The following is a 21,443-nucleotide window of genomic DNA, read 5'->3' on the forward strand; positions in this document are numbered from 1 at the left end:
AGCTGGTAAAACAATATCCGCACATTGATCCCGAGCGGTTAAAAGGAGGCGTGCCTGTCGCGCTCGAAAAGGCCAGGCATACAGCGATAGAATTGAAAGCAAGTTTCGCCTTTGAAACCAACTTCTCTTCTGATCTCACTGTCGAGCTAGTCAATCATTTCAAACATCATGGGTATACTGTAAGTCTCATCTATCTTGGCTTAGATGATATCATTTCTGCTGAAACACGGGTGGCCACCAGGGTGATGCTTGGGAGCCACGATGTACCCAGTGATGTCATTAAATACAACTTCGATGAAGGGATAAAGCGAGTATGTGACAGCCTCAATCTATTTGATAAGGCGGCTTTCGTTGACACAAAGCGCGACGCGCAGACAGTGGCGCTTACCTCTGCACCTCCGTTCAATTATCAAATTCTCAGAAACGATGTTGGATGGTTTAATGCGTCCTTCCATCCTTTGTTGGAGAGACTTAAATCAAATCAGGCGCTATCGGAAGCTCAAAAAATACCGGTCAGGAAAAAGATTCGCCGACCTCGAAAAGGCAGAGGGATGTAGCCGAAAGTCAGCATTGAAATGGTTAGTCTTGGAAGTATTTCAAACGGGGTTCCTAAGCGATCTCATTTAAAAACTGTGGATTTATCGTGGATTGGGCACTGCTTTAAAACGGTTGAGTATCTTAAAATTCCGATGGCATGAGGTCGTTACGTTGGCAACGGTAAGCTATCAAACCATCGCAGCGGCGCTTATAATCCAGTAAAGCCTACGTTCCGAATAGCCCTTCATTTTACGGTTATCGATCACCCGAATCACATTAATCCCAAAAATCCCAGTCATGGCGCCGCAATCAACATCGTCACTTTTTCCAACGCCTCTTTAGATTCATAGGAATCTTTCACAACCAGCTCAAACGTACCCTGGAAGTGATGGAGAAAAAGAATATCGGCCTTCTTCACGGAAGTTACTTCTGTGTCATACTTTTTGATGTTGTATGATTTACTGGGGCCGTCGGCATAACGCTCTTTATGCTGGCTTAACGATCGGCGCCAGTTTTCAGCCGGTACGCGAATGATGTCTGGAACGACTATGCGGGCCGTGTTTTTCAAAACTGATTTCACCTGAAACGAGAATCCCGTTTTTTTAAACAGAGGTATGGTTTTCATGGCATCACTGTTTTTGATCGTCACATCTTCGCTAAACGCCTCCAATCCTTTTACCTCAACGATGAGATTCGCTTCTGTAATAATCTCATTCAGTTCGGTGGGTATATATCGCATGACGCTCATAATCTGATGATGTTCTTTGTGTGCAAATATAGCTGATCCCTGAAGCACGACCAACGTTGCGTTTCGGTGGATTTTCATTCGCCGATGCTCAAAATGCACGAACGAAATATAGGCAAATTGAGTCCGTAAACAATCAGCTTGAGCTTTAAGGAGCCTTTACCGGTAACGGCCCCGTCTATCGGGGCTAAATAAGTATATTCCGCTATTTACTATCCAGTCAGTTATTGCCGAATTTCTAAAGGCGCTTGCGTTTTTTTTCTTGCGTGGGCTCTGATTCACGTAAGGTGCTGGGCCACTATGAACATGATAATCAGAAGCACCACTGAGGAACAGGCCATCAATAGCGCGACCAAATAGGTCCGCTGTACTCGTCGTTTTTGCTCCTGAATTAGATTCGAATGGAGCATTTTTATCATCGCCTCTGTGCTGATAAATCGGGCCTGCATGTCGCTGGCCAGCTTGTTTATGCTTCTGTGAATGATCGCCTGACTCTTGGTTATTTGATGAATATTGTGCTGCGTTTCGGCTATCTCCGTTGGCTTGGACGGCTCGGGGATAGGCGGAAGAGTCTGTTTTTCCGGCGTAGGCTGCTGCCTTTGTTCTAATATTTGCCTCGCGAATTGCTCGGCCATCTCTTTCTTGTTCATAGCGTATTACGTTTTTTATGGCTGACCATTTGTAGGCATTTCCCAGGCTTGCGCCCTTAAACAATAGGCCCGCATAGCCGTAGGAAATACCGCTGACGAACCCTGTACTTGCCTGATTAAACTGCACATTAACACCTCTGCTCTCCAGCCCTTTTATGAATTGCTCGGTCGTGAGCGGTTGTTTAATGAGGTCTTTAAGAATGACCTGGAGCTGGATTTTGGCAGACGGTATACCAGTCCGCTGCATCATTTCCAGCTCGTTCTTGGTAAGGGCCTTCTCCTTTGCCTCGCGGCTCGATATGACCTGCGTCAGGCTGTATTTTTGTTCCAACGCCCGAATAACCTTCTCGCTTCGCGCATAATCCTGACTGTCGGTAACCACAGAGCCATCGTAACCGATACGGTTAACCAGGATGTGAAGGTGCGGATGATCGGCGTCATAGTGCCGAACGATTAGATATTGATGCTGATTAAAACCATTCTGTTCTAAGTATTCATGTGCAATCTTTAGCATTGCTTCGTTCGAGAAGTTTTCATGCACAGGGAAATTCAACGAGGTATGGTAGAAGTACTTTTGAAGATTCGGGCGCTGCATACGCACCATCCGAACCTCCTTCATAATGCTGTCCTCGGACAACCTTGAAAAGGACATATCCAGCACCTCGGCCACCTTGTTTTGGACCTTCTCAAGGTTGTACCGCAGTGCACCCTGGAAACTCTTACCCTTTACTTGGTCCGCCGTCATTCACCAGGGCGTTTATTATCTTCTTAATCTGCATCGACAGTTCCGCCAGGATCATCACATAGTCGCGTGGAATCTGGCCGCTGTTTATCTTGTGAGTCGCCTGATTGAGGTTAACCCCAATTTTGTGCAACTCACGATAAATCTCAGCATCCAGTGGCGAAACCTTGATCTGAGGGAATTTCCCGGTAAAGATTTTTTTACGAATCCAGTTCGCAGGCGTCAGGTCACTCGCCGCCGCATACTCGTTGACCCTTTCGCTTTCTGATGTAGTCAGCCGGATGTTAACCGGAACGACTCTCCTATCTTCATCTTTTAAACGCGGTCTGCTCATAGTCCCTATAGTTAATTTTAACGCAGTGGTTGCCTTCTCAAGCCGTTTGAGCGTAGCGAAAACATGGCTTGCTCCTTCCAACATGTTGCACCTCTCCCCCGCGGAATCTGCATTCAAGACAGTCCATCAGTAGGCGTTCGCATCAGCCCATAGCTTGACCGTCCTGGCGATCGAACTCTGTCTTCCAAAGTGGGTAAGCAGGAAATGGTCAGGGATTTGTTTCCCTGAGGTATTTCCCCTCGTCGCTTGAGAGGCGGCAAACGACTGACGTTTAAAAATCTTGTCAGATCAAATCCCTTTATCGAGGAGAATTTGCAAGTCATACCCGTTGAATAATTTTTAAAGTTTGATGTGATTTCGAGAGGCAGGCACCTTGTCTAGACCTTGCAGTTCTATCGTTTCGGTCCTCGCGACCTTGTGATAGGATGGCTTACCATCGAAGCCTGCTCTGCGCTCTTCACCAGGTATTCATTTAGGTCCTTATGTTGTCTGTAAAGGCCAGATCTGTCGTACGCCTGGACGCCGGCGTCTTTCAAAACAAGTTTTGCGTTGGCTGCTGCTGCATCGTTATCCAGAAATAGATTCACTTCATCGCGACCGGTCAACAATGGCAAAGCCCGATCAATCAATGCCAGTGAATTGAGCACCAGGAAATCCGAATCACTCCTGAGTGCTTTTACCTGATTGCTGTCTACTTGGAGCAGCGAGAGAAAATCCATGAACCCCTCTACGACAGCGATTTTTGCGTGCCCGCTCGTCAGAAAGGAAATATCTTTTGGGGACGACGAACCTTTGAACCAGGCATTGCGCAGTTCGTAGCCACCGGATCGATTCTGAAAGCCAAGTGCCTTATAAGACCTCTCGCCTATTCTAAAGTCAACCTCTCTACAATACTTTCTACCGGTGCCTGGCTCAATGCCGCGTTTCTGTAAGTAAGCTACAAGGTCGGAATTGGAGATATCTGCGGCAGATAATACCTCTAGCCGATTGATCATGTGGGCCTCAGGTTTAACCGGGCAGTGAAAAGAGAAGTCCGGGATATTGTTTGCGGAAAGTCTGTGCAGGAATCCCGTTAACGTGCATTTATGCAACTTGGCGCCAAGGTCCAAAATCGATCCGCCTTCGCCGGTGCCGTGATCGTACCAAAGATTCAATTTCGTATTGACCTTAAACGACGGCGTGCGTTCGCTGCGGAATGGGGAGAAATACCACGTGTCATGGCCATGAACTTTCGCTGGCGCGATCCCAAGGCCTGCCAAGTAATCGATTATAGGTATCTGCTTTGCCTTCTTGAATGTCAGCTTATTGCTCTGCATAATTGTCTGTTCGTGTTTCACAAATAATCTCGATGCGACTTCCGTTTGTCGGATGGTATGACGGATAGTATTTAACGTATCCGAATTTTTGCAGCTCTCGAATCGCCTTATGGTACGTCGCCGTCGACTTAATTCTGGAAGCCTTCATTAAAGGTCCGCGCGATACCTGGTAAGCTCGCCTAAACCCACAGCTTGCCCATTTATCGCATATCGCGATAGACAATAGAAGATGAACTAGTTTCAGTCTACTATCTGAAACCAGGCGGTGTATGTAATGAATGAGGATCGGCGGCCTATCCATTACGCTTTTGACTACTTTGTTTGACTTCCCGATTCCAGCAATGCAATTATATCCTCGTGCTTGTATAACATGATGCCTCTGACTTTGACGAAAGAAAGCACTCCCGTAATCCTAAGATTTTGCAGGGTGCCCGCCGAAATACTCAGCATTTTCCGGACGTCGGCAGACCTCAGCCATTGCTTGTTTTCATTTGTTCGCCTCTCTCTTAGAAGATTCTGAAGCTCTTCGAAGAGCTGTTGCTTAAAAGCCTCCAGGTCGCCTACTGTCAAAAGCTGGTCGCGATTCAATAGTGGCGTGTTTTGTTCTAGTCTTTGCTCACCCATATCCGTTCATTTTTGTGGTTCCGGAGAGAAGGCTGCCGTATGTTATAGTTATAGCTATCGCTCCGGCGGGTAAGTTGGAAAAGGGTTTTTGGATTTGTTCACAACATCGTCCACATGTGGATCGACTTTTTTTGAAAAAGTTGTCATTTGCCTTTGGATGGGGCCAAATAACGGCTGAGGTGGAAAAAACCTTCTTATTGCGCTAATTTCCCGAACCTTACCGGTACTTACCTACGCTGTGGTACAAAAGAACTCAACTTCCAACCGCCCTTGCGTATGCACTGAATTGGGCTAAAATGTATCCAAACCATGCGGCCAATGGATAGTCGCTTCCATTGAGATTGATGGTCCAGTCGCGTATATATGCCGGAACGGAAGCGGGACTGTAAAGAATAGTATTAACGCAGCCGGCGTCCGCCCAAAATGACTGCGAATGAGCATTTTTTTGCCCAAAATTGGCTATTTTTAAAACGATAGCGGAGATAGATTCGTAGCACATTTCCTAGTCTGCATCGTTTAATTTAACAAATGTCCGATTTGATCTACTTCGACAACAACTCCACGACACCCGTAGATCCGCGAGTGGTCGAGGCTATGATGCCTTATTTTTCTACCAATTATGGTAATCCATCGAGCGGTCATCAGTTTGGCGCGTCAACTGCAAAACACCTTGATCTTGCACGGGAAAAGGTGGCGGGACTACTTTGTGCGAATCCAAACGATCTAGTCATTACCTCTGGAGCCACCGAAAGTATTAATATTGGAATAATAGGATACGCTCTTAAACACGCCGCAAAAGGTAAACATATTATTACCATTAATACGGAGCACAAGGCAGTACTAGAGACCGTCTCGTACTTAGAATCAATTGGATTCGAAAATACCATCGTTGGTGTTGACACTTTTGGAAGATTGAATCTTGATCAACTATCAGGTGAAATACGCACCGATACCATTCTTGTTGCATCAATGTTTGCGAACAACGAGACAGGAAACATCCATCCAATAAAAGAAATTGCTAACATTGTACACGGCCGCGATGTTGCCCTGTTCTGCGATGCGACACAAGCCATTGGCAAAATCCCTACTGATGTCCGTGAGTTAGATATTGATTTGCTTGCATTTTCTGCTCACAAGTTTTACGGCCCCAAAGGCGTTGGGTGCCTATACGTAAAAGGACTAAAACAGAAACCTGCGAACATTCAGCCCATCTACTTCGGTGGCGGCCATGAGCAAGGAATTCGGAGCGGTACGTTTAACGTGCCCGCGATTGTCGGAATGGGGGTGGCTTGTGAAATAGCATATGACGAGATGAAGACAGACTCCGAGCGGATCATTGTGTATCGAAATCTGTTAGAACGGGAATTGCTTTCAATCCCGGAGTCTACCGTAAATGGCGACCGCGAAAATCGAATGTTTAATGTTACCAATATCTGTTTCCCCGGCCTTGACGCGAATACACTTGTCGCGCGACTTTCAGGTGTTGCTATGTCAAACGGGTCGGCATGTACATCTTCAATAGTTCAACCTTCTCATGTCCTGAAGGCGATGGGTCTGACGGACGAGCAAAGCAATGCTTCTTTAAGATTTTCCCTTGGTCGATTTACTACTGAAAATGAAATAGAAGAAGGTGCTCAGATATTAAAAGAAGCTATCGAAAACGAACTGATACGATGCTAAACTCGATCAACTGGGCCGAAGACAGAACATATCGATCAGAGACGGAGAATGAGCCCTATCAGTTCTATTCTGAGTGCCTCGTTGCCAGCACTAAATTAGATCTGCTATTAGGATATTTCAGTTCATCGGCAATTAACGTTCTCTCACATGGCTTTGCCACATTCCTGTACAATGGCGGCTCGGTGCGAATGGTTATCAATAACATACTTTCCGAAGCTGATAAACAAGCTATTAAAAAAGGACATCAAGGAAGCATCCCAAACCTAGAGGTCGATCTTAATGATATTAAGAAACTAAGACGAACACTCGATGAGTACGGCATCCACTTCTTTGAATGCTTATCATGGCTTATTGCAAATGACAAGATTCAAATTAAAATTATTCGTCCAAAAGACGGCACAGGAATCGCCCATTATAAGTCTGGTATCTTTTCTGACAGCAACAATTCAGTTGGTTTCAATGCTTCATGCAATTTTACTGCCTTTGGTCTTCTTGAAAATCTCGAAAAATTAACTTGTCACCTGAGTTGGGATGACAGAAGGTCACAAAGGTGGATCGAAAAGGAAACAGAATATTTTGAAAACATCTTTAACGGAACGGCAGAGTTTGCCGAGTACTTAGACGTTGATAGTGTCACCGTGGCGATGAAGAATGAATTTGGAAGCCGGGACATTCAGGAACTACTTGTCAAGGAAGCTGAACTCCATGAGCGCAAAGTAAGTAAACTTCGGAAGCCTAAAATCAGGGAGTCTCATGAGCGGGTACTAACACGAATAGAGGAACTATCAAGAGAACCCAAATTCCCTTATCCCCAGGGCCCACGAGAATATCAAAGACAAGCTCATGCAAGCTGGGTAGCCAATGGCTATAAGGGTTTATTTGCCATGGCAACAGGAACTGGTAAGACACTCACCTCGCTGAACTGTTTACTGAACGAGTTTTATCGAATCGGTTCGTATAAAGCGATCATCCTCGTACCGACCATAGCATTGCTAAATCAGTGGAAGGACGAGTGTTTAAAATTCAATTTTCGCAACATCATCACCGTTAGTTCTAGGGGCGATTGGAGTGGCAAACTTTCTTTCAATGCGACTGCGAGCAATTTCATTTCAACATCATTTATTGTTATCGTCACATACGCTTCTTTCTATAGAAAGAAGTTTCAGGCCCATTTCGTGACCCTGCCCGAGGATACCTTACTAATCGCTGATGAAGTACATAATATCGGATCACCAAATGTGGCAAGGATCCTTCCAAAAATACATTTGCAAAAACGAATTGGTCTGTCAGCGACACCTAATCGAAAATATGACGAAGAGGGTAATTTGTCGATTGAACGCTTTTTTAATGATCGACCGCCCTTTGTATTCAGCTATTCAATGCGTCAGGCAATGGAAAACGATCCGCCTGCGCTTTGCCAGTATAAATACTATCCGCACTTAGTAAGGCTTAGTGATGAAGAGCTTGAAGAGTATCTCAGAATCTCCAAACAGCTTCTCAAGTACTTTGACGCGGCATCGAAAAAATTTAAGGACAACCCGGAGGTCGAGAATTTATTGTTAATGCGAAAGCGTGTGATTCACAAGGCAGAGCAAAAGCTGCCGGTATTTAGAAAAATACTTCAAGATGAATTTCGTTTGCGCAAAAACCTGAAATATACATTAGTGTATGTGCCTGAAGGATTGGAAGCTAATTACGAAGAAGTAGATGAAATAATCGAAGACGATGAAGAGATCAGGCTTATCAACGAGTACACCAGGGCGGTAAGTAGGGTCGATCAGTCAGTGATGGTCAGTCAGTATACTGCGGCCACTAAGGATCGTCAAAAGTTGACCGAAGACTATGAGCAGGGTAAGGTTCACGTGCTTACTTCCATGAAGTGTTTGGATGAGGGCGTCGACGTGCCTCGATCCGAACTTGCCATTTTTTGCGCGAGCACTGGAAATCCCCGTCAATTCGTACAACGTCGAGGTCGCGTGCTACGGTTACATAAGGATAAGATCTTTGCCGTCATTCACGATTTGGTGGTAGTTCCGGCTACCAATGACGATGAAAGCACTTTTGAAATGGAGAAAAATCTTGTAAAGGCTGAATTGGAGCGCGTTATAGATTTTTCCTCTTTGTCAATGAATTCGATGGATACCTATCAGGAACTCCGTCCTGTATTGGAATACTACAACTTAAATTTGTACGAAGACACGCAAGTTAACAGCTAATCTATGGCAAGAAAAGATGAAATTTTCAAAAACTTCATGGAGCACGAAAGTTTAACCGAGAAGTACGGCATTCCACAAGCAGAGTTACCGACATCGCTTGCAGCGGGCTTGAATTCAGAAATACCGGTAATAAAATCAATCGCACTCATTGTCCAAAGTTTAGAGTCAACTACAGCCATGAATGACACCTCATTAAGAGGCGTTGTAACTTCTTATTTAAACTCCGCAATATGATTTTAAAAGAAGTCGTCATCGAAAATTACCTATGCTATTATGGCATTAAAATTTTTGAGCTTGCTAAGGGACTGAATATTATTCTGGGCGAAAACGGAGAAGGCAAGACAAAATATTTTGAAGCTCTTGACTGGTTATTCCGGGGTGATAGCTTGGGGCTAGAACGGTTGGTATCAGTTAAGGCTCTCTCTGAGCTTGCTATCGGCGGCGATCTTCGCGTAAGAGTGAGCATTGTAGCTGAGCAGTTTGGCGAGCAAAGAACCCTTACAAAATCCTTTATATGCACGAAAGTGTCCGCATCGAAATGTACGACCTCAAATTTTTCACTTGAGGGAATCGAGGAAACTCAGTCAGGTGAGCGTAGTCAGGTTGACGGTAAGCATCTGCTTGAGCAACTATTCCCGACCGAAATCCGCCGCTACTCCTTGTTTAAAGGCGAGTCTGAACTGGATATCTTTAATAATGAAGATGCCTTAATCACGCTTATCAATTCCTTTTCTGACGCCAAGCATTATGAGAAGTATTCCGAAAAGGGTGAATATCTGCGGAAGATGGCTGAAAAGGCAGTTGACGATGCAACCAAGACAGACACTAAAAACCAAAGCTTATACAAACGCCTGCAAGCCGAAATAGATCAGCTTGAAGACCAACGAATCAAGACACTAGCGTTACAGACCAATGCGCTTGACCAGATTCGAAAAACGGAATCAAATCTACAGGAGGTAGAACATTTGGTTAACAACGCCGATGCCCTTGAAGTTGTGAATAAAAGAATTCGACAACTAGAACAGAAAATATCGGAAACCACTTTGCAAATCGATGAAAACTATACAACCAAGTTGTTTGATGATTGCTGGATTCTGATCCAATACGAGCGCTTTCATAAACGCTTCCTTGAAAAAGTTATGCAGATGAGTGCTGTTAAGCGAGAGGCGCAATCCAATTTTGACAGAGAAGAAGGTATGCGTGAAGGGGCTAAGCGTGAGCGTGAGCGCATTATCAATAATTCTGTACCACTACCAGTTGGAGTTCCTTCCAGGGCTCACATGGAAGAGATGATACGTGAAGAGATTTGTAAGGTTTGTAATCGACCGGCTAGGAAGCACACCCCCGAACATGACTTTATGATCCAAAGGCTTGAGGAATATTTCACCAGCCAAATACCGAAAGAAGAGTCGGGCGAAGAAAAGAAGACATTGTTTAAAAAGGATTATGTTTCTCGGCTATTAAATCTTGCGACAAGTCACGATGAGACTCTATCTAAAGTTCGACGCATTCAAATCGAGATAAAAGAGTTTTTTGAGTTCAACGATGCCCGTCGTAGGGAGCTTGAAGAACTGAATCACAAGCTGGCTTCGGAGACGAAAGAACGGGAGAACATTGTCGGAAATTCGACTGGTGGCGCCGACAAGCTGGTTGACATTTACAAAAACTACAACGCGTGGCAAAAATCACTCACGCAGTTGAATCGAGAGAGTGTACGCCTGGAGGATGATCTTAAAAAAATTGAACTGGAGCTACAGGTAAAGCGTGAAGAAAAGGAAGGCATCGACACGAAAAGCGTCAAAAAGTTCTTGCTAGATACGCGGTCAATATTACGAGACATTGAGAAGATTTTTAAAGACACGAAAGTCAGAAAGTTTGGTCAGTTTATAGCGCTCCTTGAAGGAAAGGCTAACGACTATTTTTGGAGAATGAACAAGGGAGCTTTTGTGGGATCGATTAAGCTTGAAAAGGAAACGCGTGGGGCAAAGACTGTGATAAAGATTGAGCTTCAGGAAAACGAGAGGCTATTACACAAACCCAATCAGTCCCTTTTGACATCGATGCACATTTCGATTCTTTTCGCTATTTCAGAATTAGCGAAAGAGCAACGGGAGGAGTCGTTTCCAATGGTGTTTGATGCGCCTACTTCATCATTTGGGGATGTAAAGACAAAAGAGTTTTTAAACATCATTGCGGAAACCGGAAATCAGATCATATTGCTGATGAAGAATTTTATTATTAAGGATTCTAAATCTGATGGGTTGGTTATCTCACACGAGTTTGCCCAGGTCAAACGTGATAAGGCCTTTTGGGTAAAGATAAACCGGCCGTTTGATTCTCAGAATCTCGAAACGATTAATACCGAAGTTATAAATCTTTAATTGGGGGAATATGGAAAATCTTTTTGATCGCTGGAAAACTAAAATCCCTAAATACGATGAGCAATTTAGGGAGACCCTGTTTGATGCTATTTCCAAAAAATTCGGAGGCTCGGAAAAGCAAAAGGCTGATTTAGGAAAGAACTTTAGTACAAATTACGAGTTATATATCTACGCCTTCTTTCTTGGTTTGTACAACGACGAGTTTTGTCCAATTCCTGATTCATCGAAAAAGGTCGATTTTAGCCATGCAATTCAGCACTGGGGGAGTAAGAGTGGACGATTAGAAAGAAAGGATTTCACCATTTTACAAGAGTACATGTTTGCGTCGCTTGTCGCTCAAACGGGCATTGATATAATGGCTTTGGAGAAGGGTGAAGTTTCGGACGATGAAATTTGTCGCCAGTTGATCCATACGATGGAGAGTTTTACCAACGGTGGACTTGTTTTGATCAGGGAGAAATTAGATTCAAACCCAAACTACTTTTTACAACAAACGTCCTTCTTAAACTTAATTTTAGGCAAAACGAATCAACCGCAACGCAACAGCTAACTGCTTGCAAGGTTAGGAACTAAACTCTGATGGGTAATACATCCATTGAAGTCAATGGCCTCAAGTTTGTGGTAGGCTTTTGCTATAGCAAGGTAATAGGGTTTCCACATTCTTGCTTGCGCCTGCTGAATTAAGTATCGATATTCCCGAGATGTAGTCAGGTTTTTATGTTGTTCTCTCTTAAGATAGTTGTGAACAACAAAATCGATCCCAAGAATTCCATCCATAGGTGGCGAATTGAGCCGCGGCGTTGGTAGTATGAGCGTCTGTCCATAATCGAAAGACGTTTTATCCCACATTCGGCGGCCTCCATAGGTCATATGATATTCCGGGTGAATAAATTTTGTAAGCTCGTCTTCATTCTCAGCAATGTGCTTATCCAAATGCCACGAAGAGATTAGATCCACAACGTCGCCATTCGCATCGTAACGCCCTCCAGAGACGACTACGTTAAACTCTAAATCGGTAAGCGGGTTTCTTACTTTGTCGTCAGGATGGAATGGGCCCTTAACTTTCACCGAAAGAGACACTATTAAATCATCTGCATCATTAGGAATTGTATGCCCCATGCTTGCTACATGAAACAAAAGATCACTGATTTTATACGACCATACTTTATCATTGGAATCCCTCATACAAGCGCCATAAGCTGCCGCCAATGGCGAAGTGTCATTGCAAATACCGTGCTTCATTAGCAGGTATTGCATTTGGTCAAGCTCTTTTGCGAGATCGTTTTTATTTATTTCGCTCACGGGTGTATCGCGCTTTTATTTTCTGTAATCGATCAAGTTCTGTCGCAGAAACATCCCTCCATGCGCTGATATGCTTTCTAGTCAACGCTTCGAAGATTGATATATATTTTCTCTCTTCCCAGGGTGCTACGTTATCTTGGTTTGTTATAACAAGCCCGTCGATTGGATCAAGAGGCCTTTTCGTACCGAAACAGTGCGTCCAAAAAGATGTGCTTTTGGAGTACTCAAGAGGCTCAGCTGCAGTGAGCCCACTTAGCTTCGTTTGCGTTTTGATTATTTCAATCCGGTCGATGGCGTTCACATCCCTTACCGACACATCGGGAGGAAACCACGAGGACAGAATTTTTTCAGCGTCATCAGCCCACCATAAGCGCCATCCTTCGTTAAGTACGCCTCTATATAAAGCCGAGTCAAAAAATGCAATTAGCTTGTCGCAGTCAGGAGATTTTTTAGGGTCAAGACCGATTCTTGCTGCAAGAGTCCAATGACAAATCAAAAGACCGTCACATGAAAGCAGTGATTTGATGAGAAACGACACAAAGGAATGTGTAGGCTCACCGAACAAGGTTCGTGCTTTGATGAAAAACCGATTGTCCAGAACTTCTTGCTTTACTTTAAAGACTGCGGTGGACCAATCATATTCGTCAGTGCGCTGCTTTAAGCCAGAAAGGAATTTGTAACCGTTTCCGAGCGCTACCATACGCGCCCTGATGACTTTAAACTCATCTCCCTGAAGTCTTTCTTTCGGAATTCGGATGTCGAAAAGATCTTTCCCGGTATTGTCAAGAGACTCTAGAATATTCGCACTCGCTGAGAGCAAAATGATTGGTACCTCGTTGAATTTCTTTTCAGTTGAGAGGGTTCGCAGCTCCTGGGCTAGAGACGTGCCTTTATAGAATGATTGGCGACCCTGGGAATTCGGCTCATCATCCAATCTAAGATCAACGATTAGACCATCAAATTTTTTAGAGAACTCGTTTAAAAAAAAATCGCGTTCTCTTTCCCAATCGCCAACGGGCTGTTGATGCGTGACCTCAAGTTCTGCCCTATTGCTATTTAGCGCATTGACCTGGCCGTTGACGGTCTCAAACTTGTTATCGTCAAGATATAGATACTTAATAGCCATAATCTTTTAACTGTTCTTTGGTTGCGTGAGGTAGTTCGATTCTAAAGCAGGTCACATAACTTTCCTCCGCGTTGCTCAGATATATTTTTCCTCCGTACGACTCAATAATGTCCTTCACTATCTTTAAACCAAGGCCAGTTCCTGTTAGCTTATCTTGGTTTGCTGAATCAAACGAAACGGGAGTTGAGGTTGTAAAGAAGGCATTGAATATTCTATCCCTATTTTGTAGTGGTATGCCGTCGCCATTGTCCAGAAATTCAAGATAGACTCGATTTTCCTTTTCATCCAGTCCGCAGAGAATCAGTATTCTTCCTTCGCCACCTGCTCTTTTGATCGCTTTTTTTGAATTAGTATAGAGATTAAACAAGATCGATCCCCATTCTGAAGGATGCATTGGTACAGTGTAAAGGTCAAATCCAAAGTTTTCAGTCTTAATTTGAATGCTCTGCTTCAAAGAATCCTGAGAAATAACATCAACAAAATTATTCACGACATCGATAAGTAATATAGGCTTCAGTTCACGACTTACGTTTTGCGATACAGTTGTGTTGAAGTAAGAAGTGTACGAGGTAAAATGTTTGAACGTTCGATCAAGCTGTTCAAGGAGTTCGATTCCTTGTGGATCTCGTTGTAGCTGACTCAGCGAGTAGATGTAGCCGTTAATCGATGGAGTAAACTGAATAATCTCATGAGTAAACTCGGCAATCGTTAGGCCTAGTCCAGCAAGTACTCTGAGCATACCCATTTCCTCCAACAGATTTTCTAATTGCGCTCGAATTTGTCGAAGTGCCTGTAAACCGGAAGCGTTATTCTGAACATTGAGCAAATTCTCAAGTTCGGTAAATTGATCAACGGGATTTTCAAACGGCAGAATCTGCTCGTCCGCTTGAATATTCCTTTGATCTCGGATTATCTTAATCTTTTCCCCAATACGCAGACGAGCAGCTACCAGCGATTTATTCACGAAGTCTCTTAGCTCGATGAAGGCGGCGGTGTCAATTAACCCCTCTCGGCTTGCTGTTTCTTGAAACGACATTCCCTGCGGATCGATAACCTCTACAAAGCCGAATAAATTTTTAGTTGAGAAAGGCACATTCGTACGCTCGGCAGATTCTCCTGCATAGCGAACGTCGAGTGTCAGCCAGTCATCAGTCGGCTCTCCGTAGGGCAAAACGCGAAAGCCATTTCGGTATAATCTTAACCCACTGTATTCGTTGGACAACTGCTGAATATTTCGCAACTCCATTTTATTGATATTGGAGTAGTATTCTGTTCGATTGTAGATGAAATAATAAGCCTTGAAATGAACGTTCCTAACAGAATTGAATCGGATACGTTCCTTGGAGGCTTCAACGGATATACCATAGTCGTCAAGGCCCAGGCTCTCGCTTTTAACTCCGTAGAATCCATCGCCATTGTCATCGACAAAACCTTCAATAATTGCAATCGCTTTATCGAAGAGCATACGCTTTGGATTAGCTACAAGCTCCGTCACGCCATCCTGAGTTCGTCGAAATTCTACATTAAAACTGTTGTCGCTCTGAACTGCGGTCTGCAAATTCAAACTTCTGTCAGATAGGTAATCCGGTTGAATGAGTTCGGAGACATATCGATAGACGCGTTCAATATCTTTCGTTGTCCAATAGTCTCGCAGGTCTTCAATTAATAGCGTCGTGCCGTGAGATTGTTGTTTAGGAATGCGCTCGAAATTGTTTCTTACAGAACTTAACTCAACATCAATCTGATACCGATTCCAATCTATTTCGAGTTTAAGAGCAAACCCTTCGCCCTCTGTTTGCGTAATGATAGTCAGTCTCCTCCCAAGCCGTTGTGTGGCAAATCTACCAATTCCCTTTTTTCCAGCTTTGCTTCGGTTGAACCTTCGCGTTCTGGGATTATGTATTTTGTCCGGGGAAGATATTCGCATAAATCCCCGGATCAGTTCGTTTTGTGTCATGCCGTCGCCGTCGTCACGGATGACTAATGTTCCCCCAGCCTGCCAGGTGTTAATAAATTCAACTTGTACTTGTTGCGCATCGGCATCGTAGGCATTTTTTATCAGCTCCGAGACCGCAGTTTCAGCCTTGCCAACAAGTTCACGGCCTAATCGATCGATGAGGCCGGCATCGATTGAAAACGGTATTCCAGATTCATAGTTTAGGTCTTCCATTAAATAAAGCAAGACGCGCAACCTTCGTCCTCTACTTCGTCCAAAATGTCGAGGAGATAAAGTGACTTCGCTTGTGCTGTTTTTGTTGTTCTTTTGACGTATTCCGCTTTTATTCTCTCAATCCGCTCAGGCTGGATTAATTCCTCAAGCGATTCTTCTTGATTCCATGTATAGCCATCCTTCTCATACTCCATCGCTTTTTTATACAGTTCCGGATGTTGTTCGTAGAGCCAAACCCATTCAATTTTCTGCTGAAAGAAACAGAAATAACAGCCAGAACGACTTCGAGCATATTGGCCGGTTTTTTCCTTGACCGTAAAATCAACCTTGTTATAGTAGGCTGGTACTCCGACACCGCTGCTTTCGAGAATGGCAAAAATATCGTTGCGAACCAGAACCTCATCATTCGTCACCAATGGAAAACTCTCCACTTTTGAAAGAGGATATTCCGTGTTTCTCAAAAACTCGTGAATTAACAAGTTGAAGGTTACGGTATCCGTGTCCAATAGCAATGAAAGCTTCTGTGACAGGGTAAAGCTCGGCGAGAGCGGTTGAAGTAATATTTCCTTAAAACGTTTCGGCCCCTCATTCGACAATGTCTGATACAAACCCGTAAGTAACTTAGCATTGCCCGCCGACAAGGCCTTGAAAATTACATCTTCACTCCAAATGTTCTTTCTGAAAGGGAAAATGCTTTGAATATTGGACTTTTTGGAGATGTAACCCTCCCTGTCTTCATCTCCACGTATTCCGACGTAGGAAATTACTGGGTCGTCACCGACGAACTTTTCAAACGGCGCTAACTTTAACACCTTAGTACACCAGCGCGAATTGGAGGACGGGAGAAAACCGCCATACATTTTAAGGAAGTGATCGAAAGGGGTTTCATTGCTTCCGTCTGCGGCTTGCAATCTAATAACCTTTTTGCCGAGATATACTTCTAGATTCTCTATCAGCTTATACGTCTCATCTAATTCCTTACCCGTATCTGACGTATAGTATTCAATATCCAAATCTGGATATTTGGATTTCATATAAATCGCCAGCGCAGCGCTGTCTTTTCCACCTGATATACCTAGTACATGCCTAACTTTTGTCATTTCACTAATAACTCTTTTAATAAATTCGTCAACGCTGCAATATTCAAATTCTTATCAGCGCTTAGTTTAGCACGGATGTTGCCCTCTATCTTCGAAACATCGGAAGTTTTGTGCCTGGGCATCCTGATTAGGCTTCTCTTTATTCCGTCAACAAATGAGCTGAGTTCAATTCCCAAAACACTTTCCTGATTTATATCCACATCTTCTTTAGACAAGCGTGTTAAGCTATCAAGCTCGGAGATCATCGTCTTGAATTTGTCGTAAAGAAGTATTTCCTCTTCATCTTTTATGATTTCGAGAGACTTACCAACCACCGCCTGGGCCAAAGAATTCAACCAGAGTTTTTTATCATCGAGCTGCGAATCAATTCTCTGTGCGAATGTGCGCTGATGAGGCAGGCATAAATGTTTCTTTAGATTCTGATACCGTTCCTGAAGTCTCAACTTGTATGCCTCGAAAGCCAGGGCCTCTCCGAAGTACTCGGCTAGAATGAAATCTTCAAATCGAACAATGAGATCGTCATAACTTGTCCGAAGTTCGCGAATGGAGTCATGAAGTTTTTCAATATACGCTTTAAGATTGGCCTTAGACTTCTGGATTGAGTCAATGCTATAACCCAATGCAGTAGGGAAGTCTTCAAAGAAAGATTTTTCGGGATCTTTTGAATTTGCTATTGCATTTCTGATCTGTAAAGTTTCGCGAGTTAATCTGCTCGTATTTTTCGAGTATTCGGGCAAGCTCTTATAAAATGTCAGAAATGGCTTGATAGTTTCAATGAATGTATGATTACTTATTTTTTCCTTGGACTGTTGGTTAAGGAAAATTCGATAGCTGTTGAAGATGTCTAATTTTACGCCTTCTATATCAAAGGCTTTGACCTCATAATCCTCGGGATACTTTATGACAAGTTCCAAGACTTCATCTGTGATGTAAGGAATAAACCCGCTTGATCCAAAAAGCGCATAGTCGTCACGCTTGATAAATAGAAACGAGGCTACCCAAAAGTCGATCAAACCTTGTTTGAGTTTGAACGGCCTCTTCTTCAGCGGTTCGATGAATTCAAGAAGAGATTTGCGGTTCGCTTTGGCGCTATTAAGAAATTGATTTGAGTAATTCCAAACATGCAAGAATGTCGACTTCTTTGAAACCTGAGTGACGAAGTTTATTTCATCGGAATAGAGCTTGAATCCATTTTCTTTAAGCAGGGTAAGATAAATGGTTTTCTCAGGCGGAAACTTATCCTTATCAAAACCGAGATCAGGCAGAGTGTAATTATCTACAAGCGCACGCAGGTAATTCTTTTTAGCAACGTGAATCGAACTCGATATTTTGTGTCGATTCACTAATTCATTCTTGAATCTGGGAGCTTTATGATAAACGCGGTCACAAATTTCTGAAAGCTTTTTATTAAACTCTCTTTTACTGCTAATATCAAGTTCCTGACCTTCCCAAAACCAAATTACTTCTCTTGTGCTTGAATATAGATTGGTTAGTATGTAATGATTTAAAAGGTTTTTTTGGTGAAAGAGTATGTGCTGTAGTTCTTTAATGGCGGCACGATCATGACTGTTTTCTTCTAATACCCTTTTTGTTTTTTCAATTTCAAATAATAAATTCTTTACGGTTCTGGAATTTGAATAAAATCCATAAAGTATTGCTTCACCCTGTTCGAGCGATGCTTGTCGTACGATTTCAACGTTAAGTTGCTCGTTAAAGATGAGGTTAATAAAACCGTCAATTTCGTCCATCGGGACTTCATTGATAGGTCTTTCCGAAATTTTAAATTCAAACAGTCTTGGCGTACCATTCAAATAGGAATTAGCCTTTGCCATGACAGGTGGCAACTGGTAATATTTATTGAGAAGAGTTGGTACATCGACAACTTCACTGAGCTTGTTACCAGCTTCAATAAGCGCAGAAGGAATATCCAGATCTGTGCCTTCCGCCAGCACATATCGATTATTGTATTTTCTATACAGGATGATTCGCTTTGCCTCTAATCCATCGATAACCTTTCCTGCATTTGCAATGCCGAGGCACGTCGATGCGTACTTAACCAAAAAGTCACGGTCGAGGTCAGCGGCTTGTGACGCCGTTAGGTTAATCAGCCCAATTGTTTTAACAACCTTGGCGTAGTCCAGCGTATTACCTTCAAAGGCTCGCTCTAAAGTTTCGAGAGCGCCCTTTATCGCAGACCAGCCTGAAAAATCCGGATTATATCTTGAGTTTATAAACGTGTAGAAATTAAAAACCAGATAGTCATAAACGTTGGCTGTACTATAGAACAGATTTTTCTTTTGGTCAAACCTGTTTATGCCGGTATGATCCGTTGACTCAAGGAACGAAAACAATGACCGCTCGTTCTGCCCGTATCGCTGGAGGGAAAGGGTGAGTGTGTTTGCGGCTAGCAGATCCATTGGAAAGAGTTTCAGAGAAACTTCTGCTGCGTACCCAGCATTCAATGAATATGCTCTTGACTTCTTTACGATTGACAGTGCTGATCTGATTGAACTTTCCGTCACCTTGTCAATGCCCTTTGGTTTCTTAAGGTGTTCAGAAGCAAGATATAAAAGCTGCTCCACAGGTTCATTGAAGGTGATTTCGCGGAATCGCCCCTTAACCTTTGACCATTCCTGCTTTTGACTGTTGTTTAGCTTGAATGCATACGCGTCGATGTTCTGATGGACTGTGGTAATCAGAACAATATTCCGGTCGGGGTTATTGATAAATTCGGACAATTGCTGAACGAAGTACAGTTCTTTTTCCGGATTGTTATCAGCGGCGTATTCGAGAAACTTACCAAATTCATCGATGAGGATAAAAAGCAATCCATTCTTCTTTAAAGCATGGTAGCTGTTGAATATTTCAGCAAAAATGTTTTCGTGGGAGCCCTTTGCAAGGTTCACTTCAAAGTACTCTGCGAAAACCTTCGTAATGGATTTATACTCTCCGACAAAGTTGATTACATCGGCTTTTGCGTTTGAAACAAGATTCAAGTTAAAGATACGCTTCCGTCCTAGGGCACTTTGTTGCAATGCCCACAAGAAGGAAGACTTACCTGTACCATATGAGCCGATAATGTTGAACGAACGTAGGCCCCTCTTAAAATCATTTGAAACCTGGTTGACTACTCGGGTGGCGTTTGGGGTTGGGATGTAGTTGATGTTCCTGGACGAATCTCGGATAATATTGGTTGAATTCGTATACTTAGTTTGCATAGTAGTGATTCATTATCGCCGTAGCAGTCTTTTTTCTTTTGAACTGAAGTTCTTTGACTCCGGCATTGTCATTGTACACGAGGTCTGAAAATTTCTCAGTCAAGCTCTCAATTTTAGCTACGATGCCTGCGCGACTTAGTGCGAATATGGCCCCTGGACTGTTGTAGTCATGCTCGATGTTATTCATGTTCACTGACATATCGAATGTATCCGCATCCAAGATGGCAAACAACAACACTTCTTCCGGAATCTCGTTTCGCTCCCCATTCTCTACTATGAAAAAATCATCTTTGCCTTTACTATAGGCTTTGATCAGGTCGAGTTCAGAGAGCAATCCGGAAAAAGTATCCTCCTTCTCCTTGGAAGAATCGATTCTCATGTACATTCTGAGCAAGACCGAAAAATCATCGTTCAGTGTTTTTTCGTTCACCTGAAATTTTTCAGATTCCGATTTGCGTTTTATAAAGGAAATGAAGTTCTCTTTCGTAAACTCAATTTTCTCACGACGAAGTTCATTGAAAATGATCGAATAAATTGAGGCATACCCATTCTTTACAAGTTGATAATGTAAAAGCCACAAACTTGCCTCATCCTCTAGGTAAGGGTCCCATCCATCGTCGGCGAACAGTTTATGCGCAAATGCTGTAAGCTTTTCGTCAACAGTAAGGAGATTGAATGCTTTCATCCAATAGCGGATTGAGCTAACCATGTTCTTTCCCACACCTAATTCAACAACGGCGTCCTCAGAATTAAAGAACTTTTCCCGCGCTTTATAATCATAGCCTTTCTTGAGCCAAAGATGGCGGCATTGAAAAGATTCGTGGCCTGAAAATGTCAGCTTGAGGTGATTAGTCATGATCAAAAAGTCAAAAAAATAGCCCAGGTTATGGATCCTTACAAATTACTACATTCCGCGCTGTTTTTGAAAGTTTTACACGATCAAACTCCCAATTTTGACAGATAAAATAGATGACTGGTTATCAGTCAGTTACTAGTCTTACTAGGGACATCTATAAAGTTTTCTTCCTGTTCCATGATTTACTTTATAACCTTCAATCTGTTGTTTTCGCTGGTTTGATCTCGGAACTGTGCATCGAAAAGTTTTAACGTGTTCAGAAATGGTGTCATTGGCAGCAACCAGCTGCAATGCAATATTTTTTAGACTATCAACTGGATATGCAATCCAGAAAGCAGAACATCCCTAATGCAGATTCAAACAACAACGAAACGCCACAACCATGAATAAATTAGTCACATACCTGGAGAGCAAAGAAGTGATCTTTCACGGAGCGCTTGTGTTAA

16 protein-coding genes and 1 pseudogene are annotated in these 21,443 nt (G+C 43.1%); 6 read left to right on the forward strand and 11 right to left on the reverse strand.

Translation table 11 applies throughout. The annotated features are described in order from the left end of the window. Positions 1-557 (forward strand): annotated as a pseudogene (locus KK062_RS28875) (hypothetical protein); the annotation flags it as partial. A gap of 275 nt (positions 558-832) precedes the next feature. Here KK062_RS28875 and KK062_RS28880 read toward each other — a convergent pair. The 5 genes from KK062_RS28880 to KK062_RS28900 form a co-directional block, all read right to left on the reverse strand. Continuing rightward, positions 833-1,285 carry a hypothetical protein gene (locus KK062_RS28880; RefSeq protein WP_254087870.1) on the reverse strand — a complete coding sequence of 151 codons (453 nt, stop codon included), beginning with the start codon at positions 1,283-1,285 and terminating at the stop codon, positions 833-835. Positions 1,286-1,441: 156 nt separating this feature from the next. Beyond that, a complete protein-coding gene (locus tag KK062_RS28885) occupies positions 1,442-2,677 on the reverse strand; it encodes a relaxase/mobilization nuclease domain-containing protein (RefSeq protein ID WP_254087871.1) in 1,236 nt (411 codons plus the stop codon). Then, positions 2,652-3,008: a plasmid mobilization protein gene (locus KK062_RS28890; RefSeq protein WP_254087872.1), complete on the reverse strand. Its 357-nt coding sequence runs from the start codon at positions 3,006-3,008 to the stop codon at positions 2,652-2,654. The genes KK062_RS28885 and KK062_RS28890 overlap by 26 nt, the downstream gene beginning before the upstream one ends. A gap of 392 nt (positions 3,009-3,400) precedes the next feature. Beyond that, the gene (locus tag KK062_RS28895; protein ID WP_254087873.1) at positions 3,401-4,324 is read right to left on the reverse strand and encodes a DUF8464 domain-containing protein; all 924 of its coding nucleotides are present in this window, start codon (positions 4,322-4,324) and stop codon (positions 3,401-3,403) included. A gap of 312 nt (positions 4,325-4,636) precedes the next feature. Beyond that, the gene (locus KK062_RS28900; protein WP_254087874.1) at positions 4,637-4,948 is read right to left on the reverse strand and encodes a helix-turn-helix domain-containing protein; all 312 of its coding nucleotides are present in this window, start codon (positions 4,946-4,948) and stop codon (positions 4,637-4,639) included. A gap of 528 nt (positions 4,949-5,476) precedes the next feature. Here KK062_RS28900 and KK062_RS28905 point away from each other — a divergent pair. The 5 genes from KK062_RS28905 to KK062_RS28925 are packed head-to-tail and all read left to right on the forward strand — an operon-like array spanning position 5,477 to position 11,775. Beyond that, positions 5,477-6,628 carry a cysteine desulfurase family protein gene (locus tag KK062_RS28905; RefSeq protein WP_254087875.1) on the forward strand — a complete coding sequence of 384 codons (1,152 nt, stop codon included), beginning with the start codon at positions 5,477-5,479 and terminating at the stop codon, positions 6,626-6,628. Continuing rightward, positions 6,622-8,844, forward strand: a complete 2,223-nt coding sequence (locus KK062_RS28910) for a DEAD/DEAH box helicase family protein (RefSeq protein ID WP_254087876.1) — start codon at positions 6,622-6,624, stop codon at positions 8,842-8,844. The genes KK062_RS28905 and KK062_RS28910 overlap by 7 nt, the downstream gene beginning before the upstream one ends. Before the next feature lie 3 nt (positions 8,845-8,847). After that, complete coding sequence (locus KK062_RS28915) at positions 8,848-9,078, forward strand: hypothetical protein (protein ID WP_254087877.1); 231 nt, start codon at positions 8,848-8,850, stop codon at positions 9,076-9,078. Beyond that, positions 9,075-11,225, forward strand: a complete 2,151-nt coding sequence (locus tag KK062_RS28920) for an AAA family ATPase (protein ID WP_254087878.1) — start codon at positions 9,075-9,077, stop codon at positions 11,223-11,225. The genes KK062_RS28915 and KK062_RS28920 overlap by 4 nt, the downstream gene beginning before the upstream one ends. A gap of 10 nt (positions 11,226-11,235) precedes the next feature. Continuing rightward, positions 11,236-11,775, forward strand: a complete 540-nt coding sequence (locus tag KK062_RS28925) for a hypothetical protein (protein WP_254087879.1) — start codon at positions 11,236-11,238, stop codon at positions 11,773-11,775. Here KK062_RS28925 and KK062_RS28930 read toward each other — a convergent pair. Genes KK062_RS28930 through KK062_RS28955 form a run of 6 tightly spaced genes read right to left on the reverse strand, consistent with a single transcriptional unit; the run spans position 11,772 to position 20,997 of the window. Next, complete coding sequence (locus KK062_RS28930; protein WP_254087880.1) at positions 11,772-12,527, reverse strand: hypothetical protein; 756 nt, start codon at positions 12,525-12,527, stop codon at positions 11,772-11,774. The two genes, KK062_RS28925 and KK062_RS28930, sit on opposite strands and share 4 nt — an antisense overlap. Next, a complete protein-coding gene (locus KK062_RS28935; RefSeq protein WP_254087881.1) occupies positions 12,511-13,653 on the reverse strand; it encodes a hypothetical protein in 1,143 nt (380 codons plus the stop codon). The genes KK062_RS28930 and KK062_RS28935 overlap by 17 nt, the downstream gene beginning before the upstream one ends. Next, on the reverse strand, positions 13,643-15,823 hold the full coding sequence (locus KK062_RS28940; RefSeq protein ID WP_254087882.1) for a sensor histidine kinase: 2,181 nt from the start codon (positions 15,821-15,823) through the stop codon (positions 13,643-13,645). The genes KK062_RS28935 and KK062_RS28940 overlap by 11 nt, the downstream gene beginning before the upstream one ends. Continuing rightward, positions 15,823-16,923: a phosphoadenosine phosphosulfate reductase family protein gene (locus tag KK062_RS28945; protein ID WP_254087883.1), complete on the reverse strand. Its 1,101-nt coding sequence runs from the start codon at positions 16,921-16,923 to the stop codon at positions 15,823-15,825. Before KK062_RS28945 ends, KK062_RS28940 begins: the two co-directional genes overlap by 1 nt. Next, positions 16,920-20,141 carry a hypothetical protein gene (locus KK062_RS28950; protein WP_254087884.1) on the reverse strand — a complete coding sequence of 1,074 codons (3,222 nt, stop codon included), beginning with the start codon at positions 20,139-20,141 and terminating at the stop codon, positions 16,920-16,922. Before KK062_RS28950 ends, KK062_RS28945 begins: the two co-directional genes overlap by 4 nt. Continuing rightward, a complete protein-coding gene (locus KK062_RS28955; RefSeq protein ID WP_254087885.1) occupies positions 20,131-20,997 on the reverse strand; it encodes a DUF4007 family protein in 867 nt (288 codons plus the stop codon). Before KK062_RS28955 ends, KK062_RS28950 begins: the two co-directional genes overlap by 11 nt. Positions 20,998-21,443: the final 446 nt, after the last annotated feature.

The organism is Dawidia cretensis, assembly GCF_018598175.1.
Lineage (GTDB): Bacteria > Bacteroidota > Bacteroidia > Cytophagales > Cyclobacteriaceae > Ohtaekwangia > Ohtaekwangia cretensis.